Raw genomic sequence first — 12,505 nt, 5'->3', positions numbered from 1 at the left:
CCTTGGCCGGTAGGTCGGCTGCAACCAAGAGTCCGCTCATCCACCGGCCGTCCGCCGGTCGCCCGCCCGAAGATGGCTGTCTGCCTGGCTGCGTCGGCCGTAGTGATGGGGTAGGTCTGACCGGCGCCGGCCGGCCGGCCGGTCGGTGTGCAGCTGCGCGACCGCTGGCCGCTGTCCGGTCCTGGCGGCTGCGGCCGCGTTCATCAGGTGCGGCAACTGCCGGCACAAGGCTCGGCCCGCCGGGTCCAACGCCGCGGAGCGCACCGGCCCGTCGAGGCCGGGGAAGCGAGCGCCCGGGGCAGCGCCACGAACAGCGCGTGGGCCGGTGCCGGGTAGTCGACGTCGAACGCCTCCGAGCTGAGGACGACAACCAGCCGGTCCGGGCCGATCGGGTCGGTGCCGCCCCGATGCGTGATGCTGCCGGCGGCAGGAGTGCAGGGCGGCGACCGCGGCGGAGATGAGCTGACCTGCGGATCAGCGTACCGATCCGGGTCCCGTCGTCACTCGAGCCGACCGCAACGACTCAACCAATGTTCCGATTTACGGCGAACAACACGCTTAGTCGTATTCATTCTGTTACAAAGCTTTTGTCAGTTGAGTAGCTACTTCTGGAGGCCCGTCCATGACCTCGCCAGCGGCCTGCCTCGCAGCCGAACCGACGAAGCCGACCAGTCGTCCCCGCCGCTATGACCGGGTCAAGCGGGTGTTCGACGTCGTGGGCGCGGCGACCGCCCTGGTCGTCGGCGCGCCGCTGTTGGCGGGGGTCGCCCTACTCGTCCTCGCTACGCTGGGCCGGCCGGTGTTCTTCCGGCAGGTGCGACCCGGCCGGGACGGCGAACTCTTCGAGATGGTCAAGTTCCGCACCATGCTCAAGGTGGATCCGGCCCGCGGTCTGGTCACCGACGCCGACCGGCTCACGCCGGTCGGCCGCTGGCTGCGCGCCAGCAGCCTCGACGAACTGCCCGAGTTGTGGAACGTACTGCGCGGTGAGATGAGCCTGGTCGGCCCGCGTCCCCACCTGGTGAAGTACCTGGAGATCTACACGCCCTGGCAGGCCCGCCGGCATGAGGTGCGACCCGGTATCACCGGCCTGGCCCAGGTCCGCGGCCGCAACGAGCTGGCCTGGGAGGACAAGTTCGCCTACGACATCGAGTACGTGGACAATCGCAGTCTCCGGCTCGACCTGCGGATCCTGGTCGAGACCGTCCGGGTGGTGCTGCGCCGGGAAGGGATCGCCGCGCCGGGGGCGGTCACCTGGCACGAGTTCACCGGGACCCCGACGCCGCCGGCCGCCGTGCCGGCCGCCGGCCCGGTCCCGGCCGCAGCGCCCGACGGTTCGGCAGCAACCTCCCGTCGACCCCGAGGTGACCTGGCCGGCCGGTGCCGCAGTTGAGCCGGACCAGGATCCTGCTCTTCGGCTCCACCGGACTGCTGGGCCGGCAGATCCACGCTGCGCTCATGGCGGACGCGGTGGTGACCGCACCGACCCGGGCCGACTGCGATCTCGCCACGACGGGCGTGGCCGAACTCGCCAGGCTGCTCGCGGCCGTCCGGCCACACGTCGTGGTCAACTGTGCCGGCCGCACCGTTGGTGACAACGCCGAGCTGATCCGGATCCACCTACTGGCTGTGGCCGCGCTCGCCGAGGCGATGGCCGACGTCGTGCCCGGCACCCGGCTGGTGCGGATCGGCTCCGCCGCCGAGTACGGCGTCGTGCCCAGCGGCCGCCCGGTGGGCGAGGACGATCCGGCCAGGCCGGTGAGTCCGTACGGCTTCAGCCACCTGGCCGCCACCCAGTTCGGCGAACTGGTCAGCACCGACGGACGGGTCGAGGTCGTCACGTTACGGGTGTTCAACCCGGTCGGGCCGGGCCTGCCGGCGGACAGTGCTCTGGGGCGGGCGGCCGCTCTGCTGCGCTGCGGCGGGCGGTCACCGCTGGCGGTGCGGCTGCTGGACACGGTGCGCGATTTCGTCGACCTGCGCGACATCGCCGCCGCGGTCCGCGCCGCCGCGCTCGCCACCCGCCTGCCGCACCGGCTGTTCAACGTGGGCAGCGGGCGGCCGGTCGGGGTCCGGGACGCGGTCACCTGTCTGGCCCGGGCCGCTGGTCACAGCGGCGAACTCGGTACGGGGGAGTTTTCCCCGACGGTGAACCGGTCCGCCGCCGTCCCCTGGATGTGCGCAGACATCAGCCGCGCCCGGCAGGTGCTCGGCTGGTCACCCAGCTACGATCTGGCGGACTCGGTGAAGGCCCTGCTTGCGGATCACCACGACGGCGGCCCCCACAGTCGCAGATAGCGGCTGACCATCGCGTTGGTCTGCCGCGGCACCTCGAACTGGAAGAAGTGGCCCGAGCCAACCACCTGGCCGGTCACGGCCTCGGGCACGAGCTCCCGCAGCCGTCCGTAGTCGGCGAATGGTGCCGGGCCACCGATGTAGAGCAGCCGGCGTCCCCACGCGGTCAGCGCGGCGTCGCCACCGGCCTCGACGAAGTCGGCGAGACCGTCGAGGGTGGCGGCGGCGACGGTGTCACTCGGCCGCAGCATCTGGTCGATCGTCCAGTCGACCAGCCGGGGGTCCGACTCGGGAATGAAGAACGACCGGATGATGTCGATCCGGGCCTGGCGCGGATCCTCGCTGCGGATGGACTCCGCCAGCGCGGCTACCTGCTCCGTGGTACCGGGCGGCACGGCCACCGACGCGTCCAGCAGCAGCAGCGCCGCGACCCGGTCGCTCGCCTGCGCGGCCGCGGCCAACGACCAGACCCCGCCCATGCTGTGTCCGATCAGCACTACGTCGTTCATCTCGAGTTCGACCATCAGGTCCCGCAGGTCGGCACCGAGTTCGGCAACGCTGAAGCCGCGGTCTCCGGCGGGGCTTGCACCATGTCCCCGCATGTCCACCGAGATGATCCGCCGCCGCCAGCTGGCCAGATGGGCGGCGAGTGGCTTCATGAACCGGTGGTTACAGCACCACCCGTGTACGAGCAGGACATCCTGTCGGCCGCGGCCGGTCTGCCAGTAGCGCATTCCGGCGGCTGTGCGGTCGTGACTCACGTCGTTGGCCTCCTTCGCTTCGGCGCATGGTGCGCCCTCGATACGGCCTGTAATCATTGTGCCTCAGATGGTAACTTTCGGCATCCGTGGTCTACGGTCCGTCTCCTGCCGGTCACGGATCACCCGCACCGGGTGATCCCCTGCGGGTGGTGGACGGGTCATGCTGGCACCAGGTGAACCGACGGAGGACGACTGAGGGGAGCGGCGATGACCGACGTGATCGGTCAGTTCTTCGACGGTCTCCAGGCGCGCGACGACGGTCGACTGCCACCGCCGGTCAGCGGCACGATCCGGTTCAACCTCACCGTCCCGGACGGCGGTATCCGTAGCTGGTCAGTTAGGTATCACGACGGGCATGCCGTGCTCGAGCGTGACCCGGAGCAGGTCGACTGCACCATCGACACCTCGGAGGAGACATTTCAGGCACTGATTGAGGGCCGGGAGAACAGCATCTCGTTGCTGCTGCGCAACGGCGTGTCGGTCCGGGGCGATCTGCCGCTGTTCCTGACCTTCCGCCGCCTGCTGCCGCTGCATGCGGACAGCACCGGGGCGACGTCGAGGGCCCGGCCGGTCGCCGAGCCGGTCGGCGCCCGGCCTGCCACCGCGAAGCCGGTCAGCATCCTCTACGGAAACATGTTCATGGTCAGTGACCGGCGGGGCGACATCGAGCCGGTGCCGTCCGCGCCGTTCGGATTGTTCTTCTACGACACCCGCTTCCTGTCCCACTGGCGGCTGACCGTCGACGGGCAACGGATGAACACCTTGTCCATCGACGACCTGCAGTACTTCGAGTCGCGGTTCTTCCAGGTACCGGGTGAGCCGACGCACTACGTGGACGCCACCATCTCGGTGTTCCGGCACCGCTGGATCGGCGACGCGTTCACCGAGCAGATCGCCGTTTTCAACCACCGGGAGGAGCCCGTCCGGCTGAGCCTGCGCATCGACGCGGGGGCTGACTTCGCCGAGGTGCTGGAGGTCAAGGACGGTTATCACACCGAGCGCGAGATCGAGGTTACGGCCGAGCCTGACGCGCTGCGGTTCCGCTACGAGCGGGGCACCTATTTCCGTGAAACGATCCTCTCCAGCAGTGTGCCGGCCCGCATCGATCCCGGCGGCTTGACCTTCGAGCTGGCCCTCGACGCCCACGACACCTGGTGCACCGATCTGACGGTGAAGACCTTCGTCCGTGGGGCCGGGAACCGCGATCTGCGCGAGAGCCTGCGCAGCTACGCCGAGCGGCCCAAGCCCGAAGTGCACCGGGAACTCGACGAGTGGGTGGCCCGGGCACCGAAACTGATCTGCGACCATGAACCGCTGCGGGAGGCGTACCAGCAGAGCGTCGTCGATCTGGCGGCGCTGCGCTACAAGGGCGTCAACTTTCGCGACATGCTGCCGGCGGCGGGGATGCCCTGGTTCATGACGTTCTTCGGCCGGGACAGCCTGATCAGCTGTCTGCAGGCGCTACCCTTCCTGCCCGCCACCACCGTGCCCGCGTTGGCGATCATGGCGCTGGCGCAGGGCACCCGCGAGGATCCGTTTCGGGCCGAACAGCCGGGGAAGATCCCCCAGGAGAGCCGGTACGCGGAGGCTGCGTTGTTCAACGAGGTCTCGCACGCCGCGGACTTCTCTGCCGCCGACACCACTCCGCTGTTCATCGTGCTGCTTGACGAGTACGAACGGTGGACCGGCGACACCGCACTGGTGCGCGACATGGAGTTCCAGGCCCGCGCGGCGCTGGACTGGATCGACCGGCACGCGGATCTGGTCGGCACCGGCTACGTCTGGTACGGGCCCCGGCCCACCCGCACCGGGCTGTTGAACCAGAGCTGGAAGTGCTCGCCGGGCGCGGTCAGCTTCCACGACGGGCGGGAGGCGACCTTCCCCCAGGCGACCTGTGAGATCCAGGGCTACGTGTACGACGCGCGGTTGCGTGGCGCCCGGCTGGCCCGGACCTGCTGGGGTGACCACGCCTTTGCGGACCGGCTCGAACAGCAGGCGGCCGAGTTGCGGGACCGGTTCAACCGGGACTTCTGGATCGCCGACCGCGGCTACTACGCCCACGCGCTGCAGGCCGACGGCAGCCCGGTCGACGCGCTCACCTCCAACATTGGTCATCTGCTGTGGAGCGGTATCGCTGAACCCACCAAGGCACGGTCGGTCGTCCGGCATCTGATGAGTCCGCAACTCTTCGGCGGCTGGGGAATCCGCACCCTCGCCACTGGGGCGCGGCGATTCAACCCGGTCGGCTACCACACCGGCTCGGTCTGGCCGTTCGACAACTCGCTGATCGCCTGGGGACTGTGGCGGTACGGCTACCGGGAGGAGGCAGCCCGGGTGGCCGGGGCGGTGCTGGAGGCGTCCCAGTACTTCGGGGCCCGGCTGCCTGAGTGCTTCGCCGGCTACGACCGGTCGTTGACCAAGTACCCCGTCCCGTACTCCGCCGCTGGCAGCCCGCACGCCACCTCGGCGGGCGCGACGCTGCTGTTCCTGCGGGTGCTGCTCGGTCTCGACCCGTACGACGGCGACCTGATCATCGACCCGGCCGTTCCGGAGGGGATGGGACACATGGAGCTGCATGACATCCCGGGACGCTGGGGCCTGCTCGACGCCTTGGGTCGGGGCCGACGTGACCTGGCCCGGCCGCGTCGCCGCACGCGCCGTCCCGGTGATCCGCTGCGGGCGGCGCTGTGACCTCGCCGTCTGTCACCGCTACCACGACTTGGCGCAATTGGTCCGGTGGGTTGACCTTCGAGCCGGCCACGGTGGCCCGGCCGGAGTCGGTCGCCGCGCTGTGCCGCGTCCTGCGCGCCGCCGCCGAGCAGGCGGTGACGGTACGGCCGGTTGGCGCCGGGCATTCGTCCGCGCCGCTCGTGCAGACCGGGGACATCCTGCTGAGCCTGGACCGGCTGCCCGCCGGGGTACTCGAACCGCCGCACAACCGGCAGATCTGGGTCGGTGCCGGCACCCGGCTGCACGACCTGGGCCGTCAGCTGCGCCACCACGGACTCGCGATGCCGAACCTCGGCGACGTCGACACCCAGGCGTTCGCCGGTGCCGTCTCGACCGGCACCCACGGCAGCGGCCTCGGCCTGCCGAACTTGTCCGCCCAGGTGACCGGGGTCCGACTGGTCACCGCGGCCGGACAACCGGTGCAGATCGACGTCGACAGCGACCCCGACCTGTTGCCGGCTGCCCAGGTGTCGCTCGGCGTGCTGGGTGTGTTCACCGCGTTGCGGACCCGGCTGGTCCCCGCGTTCCAGGCCCGGCGGCGGGAGTGGGGCCTGCCGGTGGAGGCGTGCCTGACCACGTTCGACGAGCTGCTGAAGGTCAACCGCAACGTCGACTTCTACTGGTATCCGCGGCGTGACGACGCGCACCTGCGGACGGTGAACCCGATCACCGACGATCCCGGCCCGGACACGCTGCCCGGCAGCGGCTGCACCGAGGAACGGACCGGCTCCAGCGACGCCGCGCTGATCAAGCGGCGGTCCCTGCGTTTCCACGAGATCGAGTACTTCGTTCCGGCCGCGGCCGGTCCGGCCTGCTTCCGAGAGGTCCGGCACCGGATCCGGACCCGGCACCGGCAGCACGCCGCCTGGCGGGTCCTCTACCGCTATGTGGCCGCCGACCAGGCGTTCCTCAGCCCGGCGTACGGTCGGGACAGCATCACCATCTCGGTGCACCAGAACGCGACGCTGCCGTACCGCGAGTTCTTCGCCGACATGGAACCGATCTTCCTGGCCCATGATGGGCGGCCGCACTGGGCGAAGATCCACGGGCTGGAAGGCCGGGACCTGCTTGCCCGCTACCCGCAGGCGGACCGGTTCCTCGCCGTCCGTGAGCGACTCGATCCCGACGGGCGGTTCCTCACCGACTACCTGCGTCGGCTGCTGAGCCTGTGACCGAGCTGCTCGGCTGCTGGTGGGGCCGGTGACCGGGCTCGCAGGTCCGGCCCCATCCGGCGGGCCTAAGATTGCCCCGTCCCGCAACCGGGTAGCAGGGGCACCGTCCGCCGCATCGACGGGCCACAAACCCGCCGCGCCACGGGCGGGCAGGAACTGGAGTGGGGAGCCGTGCGACCGACCGCAGCCAGCAACGAACCGTCCACCGACCGGCCGGCGGACGTGCCGGACGGCACGCCACCGGGGACGTCGCGCCGGGCGTTGATCGCCGTCGCCGTCGTCGCCGCCCTGCTGGTGGCGGCGACGATCGTGGCGGTGGTGGTGAACGCAGTGAGCTCCCGCCCGGCTACCGACGGCGACGTGGCGTGGACGGTGCAGACACCACGCGAGGGGCGGTCCGAGGCGCGGCTGGAGATTCCCGACGGTGCGCCAGAGATTCAGGTGGTGGCCGCCGATCTCGGTGATCAGCTGCTGCGGGCAGAGACTCCGGTCGGCGGTGCGGCGGCGCCGGAGGTGACCACCTCCGACGGCGTGGTCCGGGTCGGACTGACCGAGACCGGTTACGGCGGCGCCGGCGAGCTGCGAGTCACCGTCCACAGCGATCTTCTCTGGTCGGTCCGGGTGCTGGGCGGGGCGACCAGCACCCGGGTCGACCTGACCGGGGCCCGGGTCTCCCAGGTGGACGTCGCAGGTGGCGCCAGCGCGTTGGACCTGGCGCTGCCCGAGCCGTCCGGCACAGTTGTCGTCCGGATGTCCGGCGGCGTCAGCACCTGGCGGATCGAGTTGCCGGAGCAGACGCCGGTGCGGATCCGGCTGGGCTCCGGCGCGGGCAGCGTCGACTTGGACGGCGAGCGGCGCGACGGGGTCGCTGGCGGCGAGTCGGTGATCTCGACGGACTGGGACGAGGCCACCGACCGCTACGACATCGACGCCGTCGCCGGGGTCGCCGACCTCATGGTGACCCGACGGTAACCAGGGTTCCCCGCCCTCGGCCGGGCGCCGCCTCGGTGAACGGCGCTGGCCGGCTCAGCGGCGCGTCGGAAGGTCCTGCCGTTCAGCGGCATGCGCGCCGAGTGTCGGTGCGCCGCCGTGCAGGAGCGCCTGAGCGTTGCGGACGGCAGTCTCCGGGGCCTCCTCCGGCGCGGGGAACGCCGGCAGGTGCCGGTCGGCCCGGCCGGCGAACAGCGCCACCTCGTAGGCCACCGAGTCCATGTCGGAGCCGCCGTCGAAGACGGCTGCGATGATGGCACCACCGGGTGTCGCGGCGATGAACAGGAACGCCGTACCCATCTGGACGACGATCTGTCGAACCCGGCCGGTGTCGGCGTGCTGACCGACCGCGACGGCGAGGGCGCGCAGACCCGCCACCAGGCCGGACAGCTGTTCGCCCAGCTCGTGGTCGACCCCTTTGGACCAGGCCAGAAGGATGCCGTCGGGGGAGAGTGCCACCGCCTGTTGCGCCTGCGGCACCCGGTCCACCAGGTCGTCCAGCAGCCGGGAGACGTCACCAGTGGTGACCACGGGATATGCCATGGAGGGTCTCTCTTTCGGTCGGTGCGCGTTCCCGGCCAAACAGTACCCTCGACCCGACCCGTCAGTGCGTAACGGCACGAATCACCGGAATAGATTTCTGATCCATGGTGGAGGCGCGGGCCGCGCCTGCGGCGAGTGGGACGACGAGCGGGGTGCCGCTGGCCGGGTCCTCGATGACCATTACCCGCAGCCCGAACACCTCCCGGACCAGCTCTGGAGTCAGGATCTCGCCCGGTGCGCCGCTGGCCAGTACCTGTCCGTCCTTCATTGCGACCAGATGTCGGGCGTAGCGCGCGGCGAGATTGAGATCGTGCAGCACCATCACCACGGTGCGGCCGCCCTCCCGGTGCAGCCGGTCCACCAGTTCGAGTACGTCGATCTGGTGCGCCAGGTCGAGATAGGTGGTCGGCTCGTCGAGCAGCAGGATGTCGGTGCCCTGGGCGAGCGCCATGGAGATCCAGGCCCGTTGCCGCTGGCCGCCGGAGAGCGTGTCCACCGGATGTTCGGCGAGGCCGGTGAGGCCGGTCCAGGCCAGTGCCTGGCCGACGACCTCCTCATCGGTGCGGGACCACTGGCGCAGCCAGGTCTGGTGCGGCTGGCGGCCACGTGCGACCAGGTCCGCCACGGTGAGCCCGTCCGGCGCGGTCGGCGCCTGCGGCAGGATGCCGAGGCGGCGGGCGACCTCCCGGGTAGGCAACCGCTGGATCCGCTCGCCGTCGAGGAGCACCTCCCCGGCGGTGGGCCGCAGCAGCCGGCCAAGGGCGCGGAGCAAGGTCGATTTTCCGCAGCCGTTCGGCCCGACGATCGCGGTGACCGATCCGTCGACGATGTCCAGGTCCAGGTGCGGGACGACCACCTGATGGCCGTACCCGAGCCGCAGGGCCCGGGTCCGGAGCCGGGGTGCGTTTCCGGTAGGCCGGGTTTCGCGCGGTTCGGGTCCGGGCACAGTCACCGGCAGTTCTGCGAGGTCGGTCATCGGCTGCTCCTCGGCGTCGGTCGGCGAGTCCCGCGTTCCATGAGGGTAGCCTTACCGAAGCTCCGGTTCCACATCGAGGCCGGGTGGTGAGTCTCCACCGGCTAGGTACTCTCGGTAGTGGTCCGTCGAGTTTCTGCGACGTGCGATGGCCTGAACTGGGCATTTGTTTCCCCTTTTGACTACTCGAGGTGATCTTCGTCGGTCGATGGGTTCCTTTCGCCGGCCTGGTCGCACCCTTGACGCCTCTCGTGGTGCCCAGTAGCGTCTCAGATTAAGAACCTAGAACCACAATATGAGTCGCAATGAACTGGGGTTAGCCATGAGATTGCGTACCTTGCGGGTGGTCGGCGCCGCGCTGCTGGTCACCGCCGTCGCCGCAGCCTGTGCCGAGAATCAGGACCCGGGCAGTGGACCTGGCACACCGGCCGAGACGACGACCATCGACTTCGGGGTCGGCGTCGATCCCGCGTACTCGCCGATCTACCTGGCCGATCAGCAGGACCTGTTCGCCGAGGCCGGGCTCGACGTCACCGTCACGCAGTACCAGGAAGGCACCGGTGGCCTCGACGCGATCCTCGCCCGCGAGGGTCAGGTCACCGCGAGCACCGAATCGAGCCTGCTGAACCGAGCCGCCCGGGGCGACGTCAAGGGCGTTGCGGTCTTCTCCCAGTCGCCCGACTTCATCAAGCTCGTGGTCCGCGACGAGATCGGCGAGGTCGCAGACATCTCGCGGTACGGCGTGGTGACCGGAACGGTCAACGAGTACGCCACCAACAAGATCCTCGACAGCTACGACATCAGCCGCGACGCCGTCGAGTTCGTCACCTCCTCGCCAGCGGAGATGCCGGCGCTGCTGCAGCGCGGCGACATCGACGGCTACATCATGTGGGAGCCGTGGCCCTCGCGCGGTGTCGAGGGCGGCGGCAAGATCCTGCTCACCAGCGGTGACGTCGGCTATGTCTACAACCTGATCATCGGGGTGGACGGAGCCTGGTACGAGGCCAACCAAGAGGCCACCGCCACCCTGGTGGACACGATCGGCGAGGCATGTGAGCAGATCACCGCCGATCCGCAGGTCGCCGGCACCGCCACCGAGAACGCCATCGAGGTGCCCGCGGCCGAGGCCGTCGAACTGCTCGCTGGCGTGCAGTGCCAGGTCCGCGACTTCACCGACGAGGACCTGCAGCGCTACGCCGAGATCGCCCAGTTCCAGCAGGACAGCGGGATCGTGTCCGACCCGGCCGACCCGGCCGAGGTGATGATCAGGGGCGTGGCGTGACCGGGCGGACCGCCACCTCCCCCGGCCGGGGACCGGGATCGGGTCCCCGGCCGGGGGGCTCTCCGGTGCAGGTCCGCGACGTCGACATCCGCTTCGACGACTTCGAGGCGGTCGCCGGGGCGACGCTCGACATCGCCGGTGGTGAATTCGTCTGCCTGCTCGGCCCCAGCGGCTGCGGCAAGTCGACTTTGCTGAACGCGATCGCCGGGTTCGTCCGGCCGGCCGCCGGGCAGGTGCTGTGCGCGGGCGAGCCGGTCACCGGCCCGGACGTCAGCCGGGGCGTGGTGTTCCAGAGCGCCGAGGCCCTGTTCCCGTGGCTGACCGTACGTCAGAACGTGGCGTTCGGCCCCCGGATGCGGGGTGTGCCGCGTGCGCAGCGGGCCGGGATCGTCGACCGCTACCTGACCATGGTCGGCCTCAGTCACAGCGGCGACCGGTTCCCCAGCCAACTATCCGGCGGCATGCGCCAGCGGGCCCAGCTCGCCCGGGTGCTGGCCAACGAGCCGTCGGTGGTGCTGATGGACGAGCCGTTCGGCGCGCTGGACGCCCAGACCCGGCTGGTCATGCAGGCTGAACTCGACCGCATCTGGCGCCAGTCCCGGCCCACCATCCTGTTCGTCACCCACGACATCGGCGAGGCGATCCTGCTCGCCGACCGGATCGTCACCATGACCGCAGGCCCGGCGGCCCGGATCAAGCAGGTGTACCCGGTGGACCTGCCCCGGCCGCGGGAGCTGACCGATCCGGCCGCCGCCGGGCTGTTCCGCGAACTGCGCGAGGACATCGGCACCGAGGTCGCCCAGACCCTGCGCGCCCAGGGTCTGGACGACGGGCACGGCCTGAACGGAGGTAGCGGCTGATGGCCGTCGACGTGCAACGTCCACCGGCCGCCCGGTCGGCCGGGCCCCGCCCACGCCGCTTCGCCGGCCGGCGTCGACCCACCCGCGTCGTGCTGTCGGTGCTGTCCGTGCTGCTCGGCCTGCTCATCTGGGATCTGGTCAGCCGCAACTACACCGCGTTCTTCCTGCCCTCACCCCGGTTGACCGGGCAGGGAGCGGTGGAGTTGGTGACCAACGGGACGCTGTGGGACTCCGTCTGGGCGTCCAGCCAGCGCATCCTCAGTGGGTGGGGGCTGGGCGTACTGATCGGGGTGCCGGTCGGGTTGCTGATGGGCCGCAGCCGGTTGCTGCGGCTGATGCTCGACCCGTACATCCAGTTCTTCCGGTTCGTGCCGCCGATCGCCTTCGTCACCCTGGCGATCATCTGGCTCGGCCCGGGTGAGGCCTCGAAGATCGCGTTGATCTTCTACACCACGGTCTTCATCGTGGCGCTGAACACCCTCGCCGGGGTGCTCGCCGTCGACGAGCTGAAGCTGCGGGCGGCGCGGGCGCTGGGCGCCGGGCCGGTCCGCACCCTGGCCTCGGTGATCCTGCCCGCCACGGTGCCATACGCCGTCACCGGCGCCCGGCTGGCGATGGGCAACTCGTTCCTCACCATCGTCTCCGCGGAGATCGTCGCGGCGCAGAGCGGCCTCGGCTCGCTGATCTGGACCGCCCGCAACTACGCCAAGACTGAGTGGGTGTTCGTCGGCATCATCGCCCTCGGCCTGCTCGGCTACCTGTTCGACTGGGTGCTGCGCACGGTCGCCCGCGCCAGCCTGCGCCGCTACGGCGTCACCTTCTGACCGGTTCGGGTTCCGGGCGCGGGCCGACGCTCTCGGCACCCGCCCCGGGGACGTGACCCATCTGACCGAAAGGTT

11 protein-coding genes are annotated in these 12,505 nt (G+C 70.4%); 8 read left to right on the top strand and 3 right to left on the bottom strand.

Annotated features, from left to right (window positions below):
• Window positions 1-622: 622 nt before the first annotated feature.
• Together O7621_RS21315 and O7621_RS21310 are read left to right on the top strand one after the other, a co-directional pair.
• Window positions 623-1,393, top strand: coding sequence for a sugar transferase (locus O7621_RS21315; RefSeq protein ID WP_282230889.1), 771 nt, complete (start codon window positions 623-625; stop codon window positions 1,391-1,393).
• Window positions 1,390-2,298, top strand: coding sequence for an NAD(P)-dependent oxidoreductase (locus O7621_RS21310; protein ID WP_282230888.1), 909 nt, complete (start codon window positions 1,390-1,392; stop codon window positions 2,296-2,298). The genes O7621_RS21315 and O7621_RS21310 overlap by 4 nt, the downstream gene beginning before the upstream one ends.
• Here the strand turns inward: O7621_RS21310 and O7621_RS21305 are convergent.
• Complete coding sequence (locus O7621_RS21305) at window positions 2,265-3,029, bottom strand: alpha/beta fold hydrolase (RefSeq protein ID WP_282234676.1); 765 nt, start codon at window positions 3,027-3,029, stop codon at window positions 2,265-2,267. The two genes, O7621_RS21310 and O7621_RS21305, sit on opposite strands and share 34 nt — an antisense overlap.
• A 234-nt stretch (window positions 3,030-3,263) precedes the next feature.
• On the opposite strand from O7621_RS21305, the gene O7621_RS21300 reads away from it, so the two are divergent.
• From O7621_RS21300 to O7621_RS21290, 3 genes are all read left to right on the top strand, one after another.
• Window positions 3,264-5,747: a glycogen debranching N-terminal domain-containing protein gene (locus tag O7621_RS21300; RefSeq protein WP_282230887.1), complete on the top strand. Its 2,484-nt coding sequence runs from the start codon at window positions 3,264-3,266 to the stop codon at window positions 5,745-5,747.
• Window positions 5,748-5,797: 50 nt separating this feature from the next.
• Complete coding sequence (locus O7621_RS21295) at window positions 5,798-6,958, top strand: D-arabinono-1,4-lactone oxidase (RefSeq protein ID WP_282230886.1); 1,161 nt, start codon at window positions 5,798-5,800, stop codon at window positions 6,956-6,958.
• A 171-nt stretch (window positions 6,959-7,129) separates the two neighbouring features.
• Window positions 7,130-7,930, top strand: coding sequence for a hypothetical protein (locus O7621_RS21290; protein WP_282230885.1), 801 nt, complete (start codon window positions 7,130-7,132; stop codon window positions 7,928-7,930).
• A gap of 54 nt (window positions 7,931-7,984) precedes the next feature.
• Here the strand turns inward: O7621_RS21290 and O7621_RS21285 are convergent, their stop codons facing one another.
• On the bottom strand, window positions 7,985-8,491 hold the full coding sequence (locus tag O7621_RS21285; RefSeq protein WP_282230884.1) for a roadblock/LC7 domain-containing protein: 507 nt from the start codon (window positions 8,489-8,491) through the stop codon (window positions 7,985-7,987).
• Between the two features lie 61 nt (window positions 8,492-8,552).
• Window positions 8,553-9,467, bottom strand: a complete 915-nt coding sequence (locus O7621_RS21280) for an ABC transporter ATP-binding protein (protein WP_282230883.1) — start codon at window positions 9,465-9,467, stop codon at window positions 8,553-8,555.
• A 319-nt stretch (window positions 9,468-9,786) separates the two neighbouring features.
• Here O7621_RS21280 and O7621_RS21275 point away from each other — a divergent pair, with 319 nt between their 5' ends.
• The 3 genes from O7621_RS21275 (at window position 9,787) to O7621_RS21265 (ending at window position 12,430) form a co-directional block, all read left to right on the top strand.
• Complete coding sequence (locus O7621_RS21275; protein WP_282230882.1) at window positions 9,787-10,746, top strand: ABC transporter substrate-binding protein; 960 nt, start codon at window positions 9,787-9,789, stop codon at window positions 10,744-10,746.
• Window positions 10,747-10,811: 65 nt separating this feature from the next.
• The gene (locus O7621_RS21270) at window positions 10,812-11,606 is read left to right on the top strand and encodes an ABC transporter ATP-binding protein (protein ID WP_282230881.1); all 795 of its coding nucleotides are present in this window, start codon (window positions 10,812-10,814) and stop codon (window positions 11,604-11,606) included.
• A complete protein-coding gene (locus O7621_RS21265) occupies window positions 11,606-12,430 on the top strand; it encodes an ABC transporter permease (protein WP_282230880.1) in 825 nt (274 codons plus the stop codon). The genes O7621_RS21270 and O7621_RS21265 overlap by 1 nt, the downstream gene beginning before the upstream one ends.
• Window positions 12,431-12,505: the final 75 nt, after the last annotated feature.

Source organism: Solwaraspora sp. WMMD937 (assembly GCF_029581175.1).
Taxonomy (GTDB): Bacteria; Actinomycetota; Actinomycetes; order Mycobacteriales; family Micromonosporaceae; genus Micromonospora_E.
The sequence above is the reverse complement of the archived record's forward strand: the minus strand, read 5'-3'. Positions and strand labels throughout refer to the sequence as shown.